Origin of the sequence: Amycolatopsis halotolerans, from assembly GCF_042647905.1 — a bacterium.
Lineage (GTDB): Bacteria > Actinomycetota > Actinomycetes > Mycobacteriales > Pseudonocardiaceae > Amycolatopsis > Amycolatopsis halotolerans.
This window is the reverse complement of the sequence record NZ_JBHRWI010000013.1, coordinates 135,723-153,541: the sequence shown is the minus strand read 5'-3', so window position 1 is coordinate 153,541 and position 17,819 is coordinate 135,723. Positions and strand designations below refer to the sequence as shown.

The following is a 17,819-nucleotide window of genomic DNA, read 5'->3' as shown; positions in this document are numbered from 1 at the left end:
TCTATAACAGTGGAGACAGTTATAGAACTCTAAGGAGAAGCCCATGCGCACCCCCACCCAGAAAGGACGCTTCGGGGAGTACGGCGGGCGCTGGGTGCCGGAATCCCTGGTGCCCGCCTGCCTCGAAGTCGCCGACGCGTTCGAGAAAGCCTGGGTCGACCCCGGCTTCCGCGAGCAGCTCCAGACGATGCTCGCCCGGCACGTCGGCCGGCCCACGCCGCTGACGCCCGCCGAGCGGTTGTCCGCCGAACTCGGCGTGAGCGTCGTGTTGAAGCGGGAAGACCTCACGCACACCGGATCGCACAAGATCAACAACGCGATCGGCCAGGCGCTGCTCGCGCGGCGGATGGGCAAGCGGCGGCTGATCGCCGAGACCGGGGCCGGGATGCACGGCGTCGCGACGGCCACCGCGGGCGCGCTGCTCGACCTGCCGGTCACGGTGTTCATGGGTGAGCAGGACGTCGAACGCCAGTCCCACAACGTGTTCCGCATGCGCTACCTCGGTGCGGAGGTCGTCCCGGTCCGCGGCGGCAGCCGCACGCTCAAGGACGCGACCAGCGAGGCGATGCGGCACTGGGTCAGCTCGACCGAGGAGGCGCACTACTGCCTCGGCTCGGTCGTCGGGCCGCATCCGTATCCGTGGATGGTGCGGGAATTCCAGCGCGTCATCGGCGAGGAAGCCCGCGAGCAGTACGCGGCGATCCCGGATTTCGTCGTCGCGTGCGTCGGCGGCGGGTCCAACGCGGCTGGCACCTTCGCGGGATTCGCCGACACCAGCGCGCGGCTGGTCGGGGTGGAAGCGATCGGCGGGTCGGGCGCGACGTTCGGCCAGGCCGGAGTGCTGCACGGTTCGCGATCGCTGTTCCTGCAGGACGAGCACGGGCAGATCCTCGAAGCCCACTCGATCGCGGCCGGGCTGGATTACCCCGGTGTCGGACCGGAACACGCGCACCTGCGCGATCTTGGCCGGGCTCAGTACGTCGCGGTCAATGACGAAGCAGCGGTCGCCGCGGCCGCGCAATTGGCTCGCACCGAGGGGATCATCCCGGCACTCGAATCCGCGCACGCGCTTGCCTGGGTGGCCGAAGCCGCTGGTACGCCGGATCTTCCGGCGGGCTCGACGGTGCTGCTCACCCTGTCCGGCCGCGGCGACAAGGACATCGCCACGCTCATCGCCCGCTCCGAGGAGTCCCGCGCATGAAAACCGACCGCAAAATCCTGATGCCGTATATCACCGGCGGAGTTACTCCACAGTGGACCGACTATCTCCCGGCGCTGGTCGCGGCCGGTGCGGACGCAATCGAAGTCGGCATCCCCTTCTCCGACCCGACGTTGGACGGCATGACCATTCAAGAGGCGTCGAACGTCGCGCTAGCCAACGGAACGACTCCGCAAAGTGTCCTCAATGCACTTTCCGAGACCACAGTGGACGTTCCGATCATCGTGAGCACCTACGCCAACTTGGCCGTCCGAAAGGGTTTCTGCACTGGCCTGAAAGACGCCGGAGTCGAGGGCCTGATCGTTCCGGATCTCCCCTTGGAAGAAGTGCCCGCGATCGAGGAGGGAATCGACCTGGCACTGCTGGTCTCCCCCGCGACACCGACCGACCGCGCACACGAGATCGCCGCACGGAGCCGAGGTTTCGTCTACGCCGTCTCGTCCATGAGCACCACCGGCGAACGCGACCACCTGCCCGCCTCCGCGATCGACCTCGCCACCCGGCTGAAGAACGCCACCGACCTGCCGGTTCTCGTCGGCTTCGGCATCTCCCGACCCGCGCACGCCGCCGAGGCCGCGCGGGTGGCGGACGGCGTGATCGTGGGCGCGGCGATCATGCGGCGGGTGCTCGACGGCGCTGGTCCGGCCCAGGTCGGCGAGTACGTCGCGACCCTGCGAGCCGCGCTGGACTAGAATCCGCTGGTCAAGCCAGAACTGGACCAGAACGGACGCGCATGGCCCGATACCGAGCGATCGCCGCGGATCTCGCCGCGAAGATCCGCGCCGGGGAGTACGCGCCCGGCGAGGCTCTGCCGCCGCAGCGGGAGCTGAGCGCGTCCTACGGCGTCACGCTCATGACGCTCCGGCAGGCGCTGCGCGAACTCAGCGACGAAGCCCTGATCGTGCAACAACCCGGCCGCGGCACCTTCGTGGCGCCGACACCGGCCTCGTACCAGCTGGGCTCCCTGCGCAGCTTCACCGAGGACCTGCGCGATCAGGGTTACGTCGTGCGCACCGAAGTCGTCAGCCAGTCGGTCCGGCGGCTGCCCGCTCGCGTCGCGGCTCGGCTGCAGGCTCGGTCCACCGATTCTAGCCTGCGGCTGGAGCGCGTACGCGAATTCGGCGGTCGCCGGGCGATCCATCAGGTGTCCTGGATCGCTCCTCCGCACGGAGAACACTTGCGGGACACGGATTTCACCACGGTTTCGCTCTACAGTGCACTGTCCGAACTGGACGTCGTGGTCGACCGGGCCGCCGAAACCATCCGCCCGGACGCCCTCGACGACAAGCTCGCCCGCCTCCTCGACGAACCGGTCGACACCCCGGTTCTGGTCAGCGAGCGCACCACCAGCACCCCGGACGGCACGATCGTCGTCGTCGACCGCGCGACCATTCTCGGCAGCATGATGCACATCAGCACCGAGCGCGCCGCCGACCGGCTCTCACTGCGCTGGGGAGCCGGAAGCTGAATCGCGGTGTCCATGCGCCAAAACGGCCAGGTGCAAGGAAAGCCGAGTGTCCGAATCGGACAGATCCACCCCCAGCAACCGCTCGATCGTCGCCAACCGCGAATACGCCGCCGGACGACTCAAATTCAGCACCTTCGCGAACTCAGTCATCGAATAACCCGACTCGACAAAAGCCCGCAACGTCGCGAACGACCGGCCGGCACGCGGCTCAGGCAACGTCAACAACGGCCGCAACTGCGCCTCGGTGAACTCATGCAACCGCGGATGCTCCCGCAACCACCACAACAACCCGCGCACCCCCAAGTCGCCAGCCCGCCGAAGCCCAGGCGCGCCAGGCGATTCGACGTCCGCGACATGCACCGCCTCCTGCAGCGCGGCCGGTAGCTCACCGAGCCGGCGCACCGGCCCAGCCGCTCCGAAAGCCGCCGCCAGTCCGGCCGGAACACCGGCGACCACCCGTTCCAGCAGGGCTTTCTCCGCGGCCGCCGAGGAACACGGGAACACCGCTGCCACCCGTCCCTCGGCCAGCACGCCGCCGATCCCGTCGCTGGTCAGCACCGCGTCCAGCAACGCTCGCTCCTGCCCGGTCCGAGCCGGGCGGCACACCAGCACCGCGTAGTACGCCGCCGACGCCAGACCCAACGCCCGGGCCCGCGCGCGGACCGAACCCTCGTCCGCGCCGTGCAACAGGTCTCGCAGCAAATCGCCCTGTGCCTCGATTTCCACCGACAGCGGCGAGCGTTCCAGCAACTTCCCGACGGTCAACGCCTCAGCCGCGCGTTCGAGCACCATCCACGCCGCCGGCTGCTCCGCCGACCGCGCGGGCACGACCAGCCGACCCCAGCGTTCGCGCGGCGGCCCGACCGGCGTGCACATCCAACTCTCCGGACCGCCGACCTCAGTCGCCGCCGAAAACGGCACTCGCCGGGACCGTGCCGGCCAATCGCGCAGCAAAGACTCCGCCGAACCGACGCCAGCGAACGCGAGCGCCCGATGCGTCCGGTCCTCCAGCACAACCGGCAACCCGATCAAGTCCGCCGCGTGCGCGAGGACCGCGTCCGGTGCCTGCGAAGCCGACCCGACCGTGCTGAACGCCTCGTGCGCACGCTCGGCGAGCCGCAACCGCTCGTAATGCGCGTTGACGATCCGCGCGTGCACGATCTCGGTCACCTCGATGAAGCGCACCGTGCTGCGCAGCTCCACCAGCGGAAACCGCGCGGCGCGAGCAGCCTGCACCAGAGCGTTCGGCACCGCCTTCAGATGCTGCCCCGGCTCCACGACCAGCCCGATCGCACCGGCGTCCCGCAGCGACCGCACATAGGCAACCGCGTCGAAGCCCGGCTCGGTGAACGCCCGTCCGATGGAGAGCACCAGAACGTCGCTGGTCAGCGTCCCGGCGACGTCGCTCAGCTCGCTCACGTGCACCGAGCGCACCGGCACGTCGACCGCGTCCGCCGCCGAGCGCACGACCGGGGACCCGGCGGCCATCACGGGCAGCTCGAGGACGTCGCGCAGAGTCAGGTGCACGACCTCAGCATAACCCGACGATGTGTAAAGCAAGGCCCCCGCAAACCGACGATTCGCCGGTTACCCGCGCCCCTTCCGGGAGGGACCCTCAGAGGGCGAATACCAGGAAGAAAGGTGGCTCGATGAGCGATTCCGTGCCGACGCTGTCCCAGTGGATCGCCGGCGGTGCAGCAGCAGGCGCGCCGGACGGCTACGGGGACGTCACGAACCCGGCGACCGGGAAGGTCACCGCGCGCGTGCCGCTCGGCTCGGCCGCGGACGCCGAGGCCGCGATCGCCGCCGCGAAAGCCGCGTTCTCGTCCTGGCGCAAGACTTCCCTGGCGAAGCGCAGCCGGGTGCTGTTCCGGTTCCGCGAACTGCTCGACGCACGCGCGCCCGAACTGGCCGCGATCATCACCGCCGAACACGGCAAGGTGCTCTCCGACGCGGCGGGCGAGGTCGCACGCGGCCTGGAGGTCGTCGAGTTCGCCTGCGGGATCCCGCAACTGCTCAAGGGCGCGGCGACGGCCAACGCGTCGACCGGCATCGACGTCACCTCGCTGCGCGAGCCGCTCGGCCCGGTCGCGATCATCTCGCCGTTCAACTTCCCTGCGATGGTCCCGATGTGGTTCTTCCCCATCGCGATCGCCGCCGGGAACACCGTCGTGCTGAAGCCGTCGGAGAAGGTGCCGACCGCCGCGAACTGGATCGCTGAGCTGTGGCGCGAAGCCGGTCTGCCTGAAGGCGTGTTCAACGTGTTGCACGGCAACAAAACCGCGGTCGACGCACTGCTGCACAGCCCGGACATCGAAGCGGTCTCGTTCGTCGGCTCGACCCCGATCGCGCAGTACGTCTACGAGACCGGCACGGCGAACGGCAAGCGTGTCCAGGCGCTCGGCGGCGCGAAGAACCACATGGTGGTGCTGCCCGACGCCGACCTCGACCTGGTCGCCGACCAGGCCGTCAGCGCCGGTTTCGGGTCCGCGGGCGAACGCTGCATGGCGGTGTCGGTGGTGGTCGCGGTGGGCGACGTCGCCGACGCGCTGGTGCCGCGGATCGCCGACCGCGCGAAGACCCTGGTGACCGGCGACGGCACCCGCGGCTGCGACATGGGCCCGCTGGTCACCGAAGCGGCGAAGGACCGCGTGTCCGGCTACATCGCCGCCGGAGCCGAAGCTGGCGCGACACTGGTGCTGGACGGCCGCCAAGGCGAGTTCGACGCGGACGGCAACGGGTTCTTCGTCGGCCCGACGGTGTTCGACAACGTCCGCCCGGACATGCCGATCTACACCGACGAGATCTTCGGCCCGGTGCTTTCGGTGGTGCGCGTGGAGACGTTCGCCGACGCGATCGAGCTGATCAACGCGGGACCGTACGGCAACGGCGCGGCGATCTTCACCAACAACGGCGGCGCGGCCCGCCAGTTCTCCGCCGACGTCGAGGCGGGCATGGTCGGCGTGAACGTCCCGGTGCCGGTTCCGGTGGCCTACCACTCGTTCGGCGGCCGGAAGAACTCGCTGTTCGGCGACACCCACGCGCACGGCGGCGAGGGCGTGCACTTCTTCACCCGCGCCAAGGTCGTCACCACCCGCTGGCCGGGCCCCGAACAGGGCGGACTCGACCTCGGCTTCCCGCAGAACGTCTGAGAGGGGATCTGCGATGGACACCCAGTCGGCAGCAGCCCGGCACCTGTGGATGCACTTCTCCCGCATGGGAAATTACCAGGACTCGCCGGTCCCGGTGATCACCCGCGGCGAGGGCGTGCACGTGTGGGACGACCGCGGCCGCCGCATCCTCGACGGCCTGGCCGGGCTTTTCGTCGTGCAGGCCGGACACGGCCGCCGGGAACTCGTGGAAGTCGCCGCACAGCAGGCGAACGAGCTGGCGTACTTCCCGATTTGGGGCTATGCCACGAAACCGGCGGCGGAACTGGCCGAACGGCTCGCGCACCTCGCGCCGGGCGACCTCAACCGCGTCTTCTTCACCACGGGCGGCGGCGAGGCGGTCGAGTCCGCGTGGAAGGTCGCGAAGCAGTACTTCAAGCTGACCGGGAAACCCGGCAAGCACAAGGTGATCAGCCGCGCGGTGGCCTACCACGGCACCCCGCACGGCGCGCTCGCGATCACCGGGCTGCCCGCGATGAAGAAGGACTTCGAACCGCTCGCGCCGGGCGGTTTCCGCGTGCCGAACACCAACCTGTACCGGCATCCGGAGTTCGCCGGCGACCTCGAAGCGTTCGGCCGCTGGGCCGCGGACCGGATCGAGGAAGCGATCCTGTTCGAGGGCGCGGACACGGTCGCCGCGGTCGTGCTCGAACCGGTGCAGAACTCCGGCGGCTGCCTCACGCCGCCGCCCGGGTACTTCGAACGGGTGCGGGAAATCTGCGACCGGCACGACGTGCTCCTGGTCGCCGACGAGGTGATCTGCGCGTTCGGGCGGCACGGCACGACGTTCGCCAGCGAGAAGTTCGGCCTCCAGCCGGACCTGCTGACCTGCGCCAAGGGGCTGAGCTCCGGCTACAGCCCGATCGCCGCGCTGATCGCGTCGGACCGCGTGATGGAGCCGTTCCTCCGCGCGGGAGTCGGCTTCCCGCACGGGTACACGTTCGGCGGTCACCCGGTTTCGGCCGCGGTCGCGCTGGCGAACCTCGATCTGATGGAGCGGGAAGGACTCAACCAGCGCGTGCTGGACAATCAGGACGCGTTCGAGGCGACCCTTGGCAAGCTGCTTGACCTGCCGATCGTCGGCGACGTCCGCGGCGACGGCTACTTCTGGGCCGTCGAACTGGTCAAGGACAAGGCGACCCGCGAGACGTTCGACGCTGACGAGCGGGAACGCCTCGTCCGCGGCTTCCTGCCGGGCGCGCTGTTCGACCGCGGCCTCTACTGCCGTCCGGACGACCGGGGCGACGTGGTCGTCCAGTTCGCTCCGCCGCTGATCGCCGGGCAGGCGGAGTTCGACGAAATGGAGCAGATCCTGCGGGACGCGCTGCTCGAGGCGCAGAAACTCGTCTGAGCCAACTGGCGAGGGAGGGGGCCGGGACCGTGTGGTCCCGGCCTTCTTACGTGCCGTCGCCTATCATGAGTAAAGGAGTCCTAACCGCGAGGCGGCGCGCATGCCCGAGCACCAACCCGGCCTCGACCGCCGACTGGCCGACGCCATCGAGCGGCTCGGGAACGGCCTGCGCGCGCTTTCCCAGCGCAGCGCCCGCACGCAGGGTCTTTCGCCGCTGCAGCAACAGGCGGTGCTGTCGCTCTCCCGCCATCCCGCGCCGCGCCGCGAGGTCAACGCACTGGCCGCGGAGTTCGACGTCACCACCCCGACGATGTCCGACGCGATCAGCGCCCTGGAGCGCAAAGAACTCCTGACGCGCTCACCCGGCTCGGACGGCCGACGTCGCCTGCTCACCCTGACCGAGCGCGGCTTCGCGGCCGCTGCGGCACTGTCGGCATGGGATCAGCAGCTGGTGCAGTCGCTGGCCGCGGTGCCGGAAACAGATCGGGCTACGACGCTGAACACGTTGTTGCGGGTGATCGCGGACCTGCAGCGCGGCGGCGCGATCAGCGTGGCCCGGGTGTGCACGACGTGCCGGTTCTTCGGGCGGGACGAGCATCCCGATCCGAGGGCTCCGCACCATTGTCACTTGATGGGGAAACCCTTGGAGTTGACGGAATTGCGCACCGACTGCCCGGAACACGTGCAGGCACCCGCCTGACCTCTCGCCAACAACTGCGTCGCCTCAGCCTTGCCAACCGTCCGTGAGGGGAACCCTGACGGACTCAGAGTCCCTCAGGGTTCCCCTCACGGACAGCGGCGACCGGATCCGGAGCCGGTCACAACGCCCCGATCTCCTCACACGCCTTCCGCACCCCAGCGCCGTAAGCCGGATCCGCCTTGGCGCAGTTGTCGATATGCCGATCGACAGTCTCCTTGCGCGCGTCCTTGATCCCCTGTGCCGTGTTCTCGAAAGCCGCTGCCGCGCACCTCCGTCAAGCAGCCGGAACAGGTTGTCGTCGTCCTCGCGGTAGTCGAACCGGTCCGCGACCGCACCAGTGGCCCCCGCGGGCTCGGCATACTGCGGTTGCTCCGCCCACCGCCCGAAGGAGTTCGGCCGCACGCCCGGCACCCCGCCCTGGTTGCCGTCCACTCGCGTCGCGCCGTCGCGGTGATAGGTGTTCACCAGCGTCGCCGCGTGTGGGCAGTTGACCGGGATCTGGTGGTGGTTCACGCCGAGCCGGTAGCGAGTCGCGTCGCCGTAGGAAAACAGTCTGCCGGGCAACATCTTGTCCGGGCTCACCGAGATACCCGGCACCAGGTTGGCCGGGGTGAACGCGGCCTGCTCGACGTCGGCGAAGTAGTTCTCCGGATTCCGGTTCAGCTCCAGCTCCCCGCCCTCGACGAGCGGGTAGTCCTTCTTGCTCCACACCTTCGTCAGGTCGAACGGGTGGAACCGGTAGGTCGCCGCGTCCGCCTCCGGCATGAGCTGCACATACAGCGTCCGCTTAGGATAGTCGCCGCGCTCGACGGCCTCGTACAGGTCGCGCTGGTGCGATTCGCGGTCCTCGCCGATGAGCGCGTCCGCTTCCCGGTCGGTCAGGTTCTCGATGCCCTGCTGGGTGCGCAGGTGGAACTTCACCCAGTGCCGCTCGCCCGCGTCGTTGATCAGGCTGAAGGTGTGCGAGCCGAAACCGTGCATGTGCCGGTAGGTCTTCGGGATGTCGCGTTCGGCGTCCGCCGCGCCGCGTTCCCCGGCGACGGTCGAGAAGCGCACGAACGTCTCGACCTCGTTGCCGACCTTGCTGAACAACGCGGCCCTCGGGTAGCCGCTGATGTCGTGCTTGACGGTGAGGCTGTTCTGGCTGTCGGTGAACTGCCCCTCTTTCGTCGTCGGCGCGGAGAACCAGCCGGAAACTAGTGAGGACTCGCGGAAAACCGTCCGGAACGAACGGGTGATTCGCTACGACAAACAGCGTCAATTACCCAGTCAGACTATTCCCGATAGACCGATTCGCATTCCATCGGCGAACACGCTCTCATTTTCCGAATACCTGCGCGCGTGCGGCTCGTCGCGGAGATTTGCGCACTGCTCACTCCTCGCTGTCGCGCACCACGAGCGCGATCTGCACCCGGTTCACCACGCCCAGCTTCGCGAACAGGCTGCTCGTATGCGCCTTCACCGTCGCCACGCTGATGTGCAGCCGCGCCCCGACCTCGGCGTTCGACAGCCCCTCCGCGATCGCCCGCGCGGTGTCCCGTTCGCGTTCGGTCAACGCGGCCAGCCGCGCCCGCGCCGCCTCCCGCGCGGTCCGCCGGGTCTCCGACGACTGCGGCCCCATCGCCGCGGTGATCAACCTGCTGGTGGCCGCCGGGGACAGCGCGGGATTCCCGTCGGCGACCGCGCGCACCGCGGCCAGGATGTCCGGCGGCGGGGTGTCCTTGAGCACGAAGCCGAGCGCCCCGGCCCGCAGCGCGCCGAGCACCATCTCGTCGGAGTCGAAGGTGGTCAGGACCAGAATCCGCGGCGGGTCCGGCCAGCGGAGGATGGCTTCGGTGGCGCTCAGGCCATCGCGGCCGGGCATCCGCACGTCCATCAGCACGACGTCCGGCCGGATCCGGCGGACCTCGTCGATGGCGGCGTCGCCGTCCGCGGCCTCGCCGGCGACCTCCAGGTCGGCTTCGCCGTCGAGCATCAGCCGCAACGACATCCGCACCAACTGATCGTCGTCGACGATCACGACCCGCACCCGGTCCACTCACTCGCTCCCTTCGCCGCGGGCAGGCCACGGCAGCCACGCGGTCAGCACGAACCCGCCGTCCGGGTCCGCGTGATGGTCAAGTTCACCACCGGCGAGCTCGACCCGCTCGGACAGCCCCAGCAACCCGAACCCGGCCGACGGCGGCGGCTTCTCACCCCTCGCTGCCCCCGAATCCCGCACAGTCACGCGCAGGCCGTCGCCTTCCCCGCCCTCCACCGTGACACACACTTCCGCGCCAGGTGCGTGTTTCCCGGCATTGGTCAGTCCTTCTTGGACAATCCGGTACACCGTCCGCGCAAGCAGATCCGGCGGCGTGCCGATGGATTCCGGGGTGTACGCGACGTTGACCCCCAGCGCCCGCGCATCGGCGACCAGCGCGGGCAAAGTCGCGAGCGACGGCTGCGGCGGCTCAAGCCCACCCGGACTCGCCCGGAGCACCCCGAGCACCTCCCGCAACTCCTCCAGCGCCTGATGCGCGCCGTCAGCGATCCCCTTGGCCAACAGCGACACCTGGTCAGAAGGCAGATCCGTCCGATGCCCCAGCACCCCGGCCTGCATCGCGACCAGCGAAACCCGATGCGCGAGGACGTCGTGCATCTCCCGCGCGATCCGATGCCGCTCGACGATCCGCGCCTCCGCCGCCCGCGCGACCTGCTCGCGTTCCGCGCTCTCCGCACGTTCCCGCAGCGACTGCAACTCCTCGCGCCGCGCCCCGATCGCCGCCCCGACCGCCACGACGATGCCGGTGATCAGCACGATGAACGCCACCGACAGCCACCAGGGGTCGGGATCCGCACCGCGCGGGTAAATACCTTCGGTGATCGCCCCCGTCGCGATGCAGGCAAACCCGATGAACGCAGTCTCGAGCGGCCGGCGCCGGGTGGCGAGCGACCCGAGCACGAGCAGCGCCGCCCCTCCCGCGGACGACGACACCGCCGAGACGATCACCACCCCGGTCGCGATCGAGAGCGGATACTTTCGCCGCCACAACGTCGCGACCAGGCACCCGATGCCGATAATCGGGTCGCCGAAGAGCAGCCACCCGATCCGCGGGTCGTCAGACCCCTCCGGCAGCTGGGCGGTCACCGCGACCCAGGCGAACACCCCAAGCAGCGCGGCCACGAGCAGCCGCCACCCCTGCTGCCACGCCTTGAGCCTGACCTGCGGAACGATCACCCGCTCATCTTCGCCGATCCGCCCGGCCCGTGCAGCCGTCCACGGCACAGCGCAGCTTTAGACCAAAGTCGTATCCCTCGACTTTGGTCGGCCCCGATCCGCTCCGCAGGTCCGATGCACAGCTGCTTGCCGACCGCCACACTTGAGCCACCACGAGCCAGGGGAGAACACATGAGCAAGGGCGGCTACACAGCAGTGCAAACGGTCGGCATGGTGATCACAGTCGTATGCGCACAGGCCGCGATCCGCAGTTTCTTCGACCACGACGCACGCCAGCTGTGGGGTGCGTTCGACTGGGTCCCCGGCGGATGGACCGGTCAGCTCATCGCCTTAATAGTGCTGACGCTCATCGGAATAGCAATCGCCAGCTGGGGCGCCAACCGGACCAAGACGAAAAGCTGACTCAATGCACGTCCGGCCCGAGCGCCGCATACGTCTCGGGCCGCCTCCGTCGCAAATAGACCGCCATCGCCAAGCCAGCGACAATCAGGATCGGCAACAACCACGGCAACAGCCCGATCCACGCGGCGTCCGACCCAGCCATCGTCGAGAAATTCACCACAGCCAGCACAATTACCCCGATCAACCCGGCCCCGCCCAGCCCCGGCGCGACGAACGTGCTCCACCAATGCGGATCCCGTCGTTGCCGGAAGAACACCACCACCGCGATCGACGCCATCGCCTGCAGCACGAGGATCGCCAACGTCCCGAACCCGGTCATCGACGACGTCAAGAACGCGACCGGGTCAAGCCCCAGCACCGCGAAGATCGCCGCCACCACGGTAGCGAACCCGATCTGCGCCGCACTGGCGTTACGCGGCGTACCAGAAACCGTGCGCCCCAACGCCTTCGGCAACACACCATCACGAGCAAGCGCGTAGATGTAGCGACTAGCGGAGTTGTGCAGCGCCAGCAACGCGGCGAACAAACTCACCACAAGCAGCAACTGCATGACATCAGTGAGCACAGTCCCGAGAACATCCTGCGAGGTAGCGAGCAACAGATCGCCAGCCGCGAGATGGTCCTGCGCCACAGATTTCGCGCTCCCCACCCCGATCGCACTCACCAACGCCAGCGACGTGACCGCCGCGAACACTCCGATCGCGATCACCGCAATGTAGGTAGCCCGCGGCACTGACTTGTTCGGGTCACGCGCTTCCTCGCTGAACAGCGCCGTCGCCTCGAACCCGATGAAACACGTGGCAGCGAACAACAACCCCAGTCCGATCGACCCGGACGTCACGACCGCGGGCGACAACGCACTGAACGAATACCCGGACTTCACCAGCACCGCGACGTCGAACACGACCAGAATGCTGACCTCAAGGATCAACGACACGGCAAGCACTTTCGCCGAAACGTCAACCCCACGCCGACTCAGCAAAAACACCGCGGCAACCGACAACCCAGCCCAAAACTCCCACGGCAAATCAAGATGAAATACCCGGTTGACGACACCCCCCGTCAACGCCCCGGAGGTCCCCACCGCCCCAGCCACGAAACAGTTGTACCCAGCCAACGCGACGAACGCCCCGGAAAGCCCAGCCGGACGCCCCAACGCCGCGACAAGATACGCGTAGAATCCACCGGCATTGGAGACGTACCGGCTCATCCGCGCGTACCCAATGCCGAACAACAACAGCACGACCCCAGCGATCAGGAACGACGCGGGCATCCCGCCACCGTTCCCCAGCGCGATCCCCAGCCCCGCGATCACGACCATCCCCGTCAACGGCGCGACAGCCGCCAACACGAGAAACGCGATCCCGCCAGTCCCCAACGCATCAGCGCGAAGCTGCCCTCCGACGGCCTCCGGTGTCGACTGCTGTGCCATCCAGGCCTCCCGATCCACTCCAGGGCGACCGTTGCCCCGCGAGCGTCCCAGTCTGCTTGCTCAGCGGCCTATCGCCTTGTCGCCGCAGGCAGAGGTCTTGGCAATCCGCGCACCCCGCCCCTGGTCGCGCTTTCCGTGAGGGGAACCCTGAGGGAATCAGAGTCCCTCAGGGTTCCCCTCACGACCAGCGGCGGTCCGTGAGGGGCCCCTTCACGGACTCAGATTCCCTCAAGGAGCCCTTCACGGACCACCCCCACCTCCGCGATGCACCCAATGCGGCGTTCGGTGCGTCCCACGCACCCAATGCGGCGTTCGGTGCGTCCCACGCACCCAATGCGGCGTTCGGTGCGTCCCACGCACCCAATGTGGCGTTCGGTGCATCTGACGCACCCAACGCCACATTGGGGCGCTAGCCCCAACCCGAAACCGCCGCCGATGCACCCACGCATCGAGGCACCCAGCCCCTCCCCCAACCCCGATACGAAGCCTTCTCTGCGGTTCGGGGGTGCTTGTCAAGGCATCTTTCCCGCCTTGACAAGCACCCCCGAACCGTCAGCACAATCAACCTTCGGGGTGCCCCACGCAACCAAGGCAGCAATGTCGCCGCCAGGCGACGAGCAGCTCACCCCAAAACCTCCCGCAACCGAACAGCAAACTCCTCCGGCTTCCCCGCATACCCGTGCTCCCCACCAAGAAACCCCCCATGATGACTGGGAAACACAGTCACCCCCATCCCCAACCGCGCGGCAAGAGCCCGAACAGTCCGGCCAGTAAACGTATCCCCAGTCTCCTCCCCCACCGCCAGCACAACCCGGCTCCCGACAGCCTTCAACGCGGCAAAATCCGGCGCATAGTCAATAACCGGCCGAGACCGCGAAGACAACAACGGATCATCCCGCTTCCCGTCATCCTCGCCAGGCAACCCGAACTGCCCAGGCTCAACCGCAGGCTGCGCGAAGAACTCCTCAGTAAACTCCCCAACCCAACTGGTCATAGCGATAAACGCAGCCATCCCATATCCCCACCCCCGAGCCAAATACCGCTCAGTCACCCCGTCACAAGCCCGCGCGGCCCCCTCGACATCCGGCAACGCCGCGATAACCGGCGGCTCATGCGCCACCAACGTCCCCACATCCCCCGGATACCGAGCCACCAACGCCAACGCGGTAACCGCCCCGCCACTGCTGGCGAACAGATCAACAGGCCCCGCCCCCAGAGCCGAAATCACCGCATGCACATCCCCGGCCTGAACCTCAGGCCGATTCTCCGTAGCCCCATCGGACCGGGTACTGCGCCCAAGCCCCCGCGGATCATAGGTAACCACCGCCCGCTCCGGAAACAACCCGGCAAGCGTCCCAAACCCGCTGGCGTCCATCGGCTGCCCGATCATCACCAACGGCCGAGTCCCCTCCCCGACCGGCTGGTTGTGCACGTCGTAGACGATGTCCGCACCGTCAGTAGCAAGATGATGAGTAGACACAGCGACACTCCCCTGCCTCGCGAAAACCTACGCGAGCAGCCTACCCGGCCTTCGCGCCCCAGCGTCCACAATGGACCCAATCGCCCAGCAGCCGACATCAGCTATGCTGACGACGTGGCAAATTCGGCAGGCAGCAAAGGAATGCCGCGCCCCGAACGGGAGCGGCTGATCCTCGACGCCGCCGTCCAGGAGTTCGGCGCCCAGGGCTACGCCCACGCCTCAGTAGCCGCCATCGCCCGCCGGGCGGAAATTTCCAAACCGCTCGTCTACGGCTACTTCGACTCCAAAGACGGCCTCTACCTGGCCTGCCTGCACCGCGGCGCGGCCCCGCTGGTCGACGCGGTCACCGAAGCCCAAACCGGCACCGGCCTCACCCGCGCCCTCGGCACCCTGGAAGCGATCTTCCGCACCCTGGAGCCCCGCCGCCTGGACTGGGCGGTCCTCTGGGACCCCACCCTCCCGCCGAACTCCGCAGTGGACGAAGCCGCCCGCTCCTACCGCCGCAAACTGTCCGCACTAGGCGCGGAAGGCACCCAAGAAGCCCTGTCCACAGCCGGTTTCGCCGACCCCGCGGACGCCTCCCTCTTCGCCCGGATCTGGTACGGCGCAGTAGCCGCCACCGTCAACTGGTGGCTGGAGCACCCGGAAGAAACCGCCGAAACCACCACCCAGCGCTGCGCGAGAATCCTCACCTCCCTGCGCGGCTAACTTTCGCAATCCACCCACTCGAAGTACCCGCTCCCCGACACCGGCCGCCGCCGAAACGCCCCGGAATACGTGTACGCGCCGACATAACCGCGCCCATGCCCATACCGCAATGGACTGTCCACAACAGCCTCCAACGCCACGACTTCCTCCGCCCCGTCCCGCACCGTCCACCGAAAACGCTCCGGCACCCGCATCTCCCGCCCCCGCGGATCAACCTCCGGCCCTCCTCGATAGTCCACCTCGAACTGGACCTCACGAAACACCGCGGCATCCCCGTCAAGCGTGCGCACATAGGCAAGCCGACAAGCCGTAGCCCCAGCCGCCCGAACATCGGTCAGCAACAACTGCGTCCGGTCATCAAGATTGATGATCTGATAGGTAAAGAAGTCGATCGGCAGCTTGAACCGCTGAGGCAGTGGCGTACGCCGAAGCGCTTGCGGCGAAACCGATCTCGCGTACTCGACAGTGCAGAGCCCACCGATCTCAGTCTCACCAGTGTCGTCAGTAATCATCCCGGTGAAAGTGGCAAGCAGGCTCAAATGGTCATACGCCGGATTCCGCACGAACCAAGACACCTGAGGCGTGGCAGTGATCGCCAAGTCCGCCGAGAACCCGTCATAACGCGCATGTACCTGATACGACGGATGCGCCGCCTCGATAGCAAGATCCGAATCCCACTCCAGCCGCGAACCGTCCTCCGCGAAACGACATTCAGTGTGCGAATCGTAAGCCTGATAGTGATGATGCCCAGGCGCGGCAGTAGACGACAGGACAGTCGTGGTGCGGCGCGCATCGGAGGTCGCGAGGTAGTCGTTGTCGAAACAAACCGCGCCAGTGCTGCCGATCAGCGTCATCGTGTTGAGGTAGCGATGCGGCGCGGGCAGCTCCGGCACGAAGATGCCGTAATGCGTCCACGCCCAGGTCCGCGAGTCCGGATGCGGCCGCAGCAGGCCGGGCCGGTCGAACGGCTTCGCGGACTCCTCGATCCGCTGGTCGAAGCGAGGGAGCACCCGGTTCACCACGAACGGCGCGGCAGCGGTCAGCACGCTCATCTTTCCTCCTCAGTGCCTATTACCCTAGAGTAAGTTACTCTTGGGTCAATTCGGAAGGGAGCAGTCGGATGACACGGTCCTGGTGGGGTTGGGGCGACACCGAGGAAGCACTGACCGCCGAAGAGTCGGAAGCGCTGGTCGCGCGCACGTCCGCCTTGCTTCCCGCCCACAACTTCACCGACCACGCTCCTCCCTGCCCGGACGATCTGCCGGTGCCGCCATCCCGGCTCCGGCCGCCCGCCGCACTGGCCCGGCTGTGCTCGGCCGACCGGACCGACCGGCTTTCGCACGCGCGCGGCAAGGCGTTCCGCGACGTCGTCCGGAACCTGGAAGGACGGGTCGAAGCGGTGCCGGACGTCGTCGCGCGCCCGGAGTCCGAGCAGGACGTGCTCGACCTCCTGGATTGGTGTTCCACCAGCGGCACCCCGGTAATCCCGTACGGCGGCGGCAGTTCCGTCGTCGGCGGCATCGAACCGCGGTTCCCCGCGCCCGCGGTGTCGCTGGATCTCGGCCGCCTCGACCAGGTCGTGGAGATCGAAAAGACGAGCCGCACCGCACGCATCCAGGCTGGCGCGTACGGGCCCGAACTGGAGGACCGGCTCCGCCCGCACGGCCTGACGCTGCGGCACTACCCCCAGTCGTTCACGCACTCCACGCTCGGCGGCTGGCTGGCGACGCGCGCCGGCGGCCACTTCGCCACGCTGGCCACGCACATCGACGACCTCACCGAATCCCTGCGCGTCGTGACTCCGGCCGGCGTCAGCGAGTCGCGCCGGCTGCCCGGTTCGGGGGCCGGACCGTCGCCGGATCGGCTGTTCCTCGGCTCGGAAGGCACACTGGGCGTGATCACCGAAGCCTGGATGCGTCTCCAGGAACGTCCGCGCTGGCAGGCGAAAGCGTCGGTGAGCTTCACCAGGTATGCCGACGCAGTACGAGCGACCCGGGCGATCGCCCAGTCCGGCTTGTACCCGGCGAACTGCCGTCTCCTCGACGCCGCGGAAGCGTTCCTCAACACCGGCGTCCAGGCGGACGGCTTGCTGCTGCTCGCGTTCGAGTCCGCCGACCATCCGGTGGACGCCTGGCTGGACCGCGCCCTCGAACTGACCGCCGATCACGGCGGCACCGTCACCGCCCGTCGCGGCGAATCCGGTTCGGCGTGGCGATCGGCCTTCCTGCGGATGCCGTACCAGCGCGACGCGCTCGCCCGCCGGTCGATGGTGGTGGAGACCTTCGAGACCGCCTGCACCTGGGACGCGTTCGAGTCACTGCACGAGGCAGTCACGACGGCCGCGAACGCGGCGATCGCCGAGATCTGCGGCGCAGGCGTCGTGACCTGCCGGTTCACCCACGTCTACCCGGACGGCCCCGCGCCGTACTACGGCATCTACGCGACCGGCCGCTGGGGCAGCACCGTCGCGCAGTGGGACGAGCTGAAAACCGCTGTGTCCGAAGCGATCCTGGCCAACGGCGGAACAATCACCCACCATCACTCGGTCGGCCGCGACCACCGCCCGTGGTACGACCGGCAGCGCCCGGACCCGTTCGCCGCCGCCCTGTCCGCGGCGAAGGACGCCCTCGACCCCGCCGGAGTGCTGAACCCGGGCGTCCTGATCCGGTAAT

The 17,819-nt window shown here is 68.2% G+C and carries 16 protein-coding genes; 9 read left to right on the top strand and 7 right to left on the bottom strand.

What is annotated here, in order from left to right:
* Positions 1 to 43 precede the first annotated feature (43 nt).
* From trpB to ACFORO_RS09445, 3 genes are read left to right on the top strand one after another with little or no spacing between them, the layout of a single operon-like run.
* A complete protein-coding gene (trpB, locus tag ACFORO_RS09455) occupies positions 44 to 1,201 on the top strand; it encodes a tryptophan synthase subunit beta (protein ID WP_377867779.1) in 1,158 nt (385 codons plus the stop codon).
* Positions 1,198 to 1,911, top strand: coding sequence for a tryptophan synthase subunit alpha (trpA, locus tag ACFORO_RS09450; RefSeq protein WP_377867780.1), 714 nt, complete (start codon positions 1,198 to 1,200; stop codon positions 1,909 to 1,911). The genes trpB and trpA overlap by 4 nt, the downstream gene beginning before the upstream one ends.
* A 41-nt stretch (positions 1,912 to 1,952) precedes the next feature.
* The gene (locus ACFORO_RS09445; protein WP_377867781.1) at positions 1,953 to 2,687 is read left to right on the top strand and encodes a GntR family transcriptional regulator; all 735 of its coding nucleotides are present in this window, start codon (positions 1,953 to 1,955) and stop codon (positions 2,685 to 2,687) included.
* Here ACFORO_RS09445 and ACFORO_RS09440 read toward each other — a convergent pair.
* Positions 2,661 to 4,214 carry a PucR family transcriptional regulator gene (locus ACFORO_RS09440; RefSeq protein ID WP_377867782.1) on the bottom strand — a complete coding sequence of 518 codons (1,554 nt, stop codon included), beginning with the start codon at positions 4,212 to 4,214 and terminating at the stop codon, positions 2,661 to 2,663. The genes ACFORO_RS09445 and ACFORO_RS09440 overlap by 27 nt on opposite strands.
* 122 nt (positions 4,215 to 4,336) lie before the next feature.
* Between ACFORO_RS09440 and ACFORO_RS09435 the strand changes: the two genes are divergently transcribed.
* The 3 genes from ACFORO_RS09435 (at position 4,337) to ACFORO_RS09425 (ending at position 7,908) form a co-directional block, all read left to right on the top strand.
* Complete coding sequence (locus ACFORO_RS09435; protein WP_377867783.1) at positions 4,337 to 5,839, top strand: CoA-acylating methylmalonate-semialdehyde dehydrogenase; 1,503 nt, start codon at positions 4,337 to 4,339, stop codon at positions 5,837 to 5,839.
* A gap of 13 nt (positions 5,840 to 5,852) precedes the next feature.
* Positions 5,853 to 7,208 carry an aspartate aminotransferase family protein gene (locus ACFORO_RS09430; RefSeq protein WP_354750548.1) on the top strand — a complete coding sequence of 452 codons (1,356 nt, stop codon included), beginning with the start codon at positions 5,853 to 5,855 and terminating at the stop codon, positions 7,206 to 7,208.
* A 100-nt stretch (positions 7,209 to 7,308) separates the two neighbouring features.
* Complete coding sequence (locus ACFORO_RS09425; protein ID WP_377867784.1) at positions 7,309 to 7,908, top strand: MarR family winged helix-turn-helix transcriptional regulator; 600 nt, start codon at positions 7,309 to 7,311, stop codon at positions 7,906 to 7,908.
* A 24-nt stretch (positions 7,909 to 7,932) separates the two neighbouring features.
* On the opposite strand, the gene ACFORO_RS09420 is transcribed toward ACFORO_RS09425, so the two are convergent.
* The 3 genes from ACFORO_RS09420 to ACFORO_RS09410 all read right to left on the bottom strand — a co-directional run bounded on the left by ACFORO_RS09420 (position 7,933) and on the right by ACFORO_RS09410 (position 11,125).
* Positions 7,933 to 9,000 (bottom strand): catalase, encoded by a 1,068-nt coding sequence (locus ACFORO_RS09420; RefSeq protein WP_446681571.1) that lies wholly within the window; start codon positions 8,998 to 9,000, stop codon positions 7,933 to 7,935.
* A 280-nt stretch (positions 9,001 to 9,280) separates the two neighbouring features.
* The gene (locus tag ACFORO_RS09415) at positions 9,281 to 9,946 is read right to left on the bottom strand and encodes a response regulator transcription factor (protein ID WP_377867785.1); all 666 of its coding nucleotides are present in this window, start codon (positions 9,944 to 9,946) and stop codon (positions 9,281 to 9,283) included.
* Positions 9,947 to 11,125, bottom strand: coding sequence for a sensor histidine kinase (locus tag ACFORO_RS09410; RefSeq protein WP_377867786.1), 1,179 nt, complete (start codon positions 11,123 to 11,125; stop codon positions 9,947 to 9,949).
* A 171-nt stretch (positions 11,126 to 11,296) separates the two neighbouring features.
* Between ACFORO_RS09410 and ACFORO_RS09405 the strand changes: the two genes are divergently transcribed.
* Positions 11,297 to 11,527, top strand: a complete 231-nt coding sequence (locus ACFORO_RS09405; RefSeq protein WP_354750552.1) for a hypothetical protein — start codon at positions 11,297 to 11,299, stop codon at positions 11,525 to 11,527.
* Position 11,528: 1 nt separating this feature from the next.
* Here ACFORO_RS09405 and ACFORO_RS09400 read toward each other — a convergent pair whose 3' ends face one another.
* Together ACFORO_RS09400 and ACFORO_RS09395 are read right to left on the bottom strand one after the other, a co-directional pair.
* Positions 11,529 to 12,959, bottom strand: coding sequence for an APC family permease (locus ACFORO_RS09400; RefSeq protein ID WP_377867787.1), 1,431 nt, complete (start codon positions 12,957 to 12,959; stop codon positions 11,529 to 11,531).
* Between the two features lie 622 nt (positions 12,960 to 13,581).
* Positions 13,582 to 14,334 carry an alpha/beta fold hydrolase gene (locus tag ACFORO_RS09395; protein WP_377896525.1) on the bottom strand — a complete coding sequence of 251 codons (753 nt, stop codon included), beginning with the start codon at positions 14,332 to 14,334 and terminating at the stop codon, positions 13,582 to 13,584.
* A 219-nt stretch (positions 14,335 to 14,553) separates the two neighbouring features.
* Between ACFORO_RS09395 and ACFORO_RS09390 the strand changes: the two genes are divergently transcribed.
* The gene (locus ACFORO_RS09390) at positions 14,554 to 15,147 is read left to right on the top strand and encodes a TetR/AcrR family transcriptional regulator (protein ID WP_354750656.1); all 594 of its coding nucleotides are present in this window, start codon (positions 14,554 to 14,556) and stop codon (positions 15,145 to 15,147) included.
* On the opposite strand, the gene ACFORO_RS09385 is transcribed toward ACFORO_RS09390, so the two are convergent.
* Positions 15,144 to 16,199 carry a DUF6670 family protein gene (locus ACFORO_RS09385; protein WP_377867788.1) on the bottom strand — a complete coding sequence of 352 codons (1,056 nt, stop codon included), beginning with the start codon at positions 16,197 to 16,199 and terminating at the stop codon, positions 15,144 to 15,146. The two genes, ACFORO_RS09390 and ACFORO_RS09385, sit on opposite strands and share 4 nt — an antisense overlap.
* Before the next feature lie 68 nt (positions 16,200 to 16,267).
* On the opposite strand from ACFORO_RS09385, the gene ACFORO_RS09380 reads away from it, so the two are divergent.
* Positions 16,268 to 17,818, top strand: coding sequence for an FAD-binding oxidoreductase (locus ACFORO_RS09380; RefSeq protein WP_377867789.1), 1,551 nt, complete (start codon positions 16,268 to 16,270; stop codon positions 17,816 to 17,818).
* Position 17,819 lies beyond the last annotated feature (1 nt).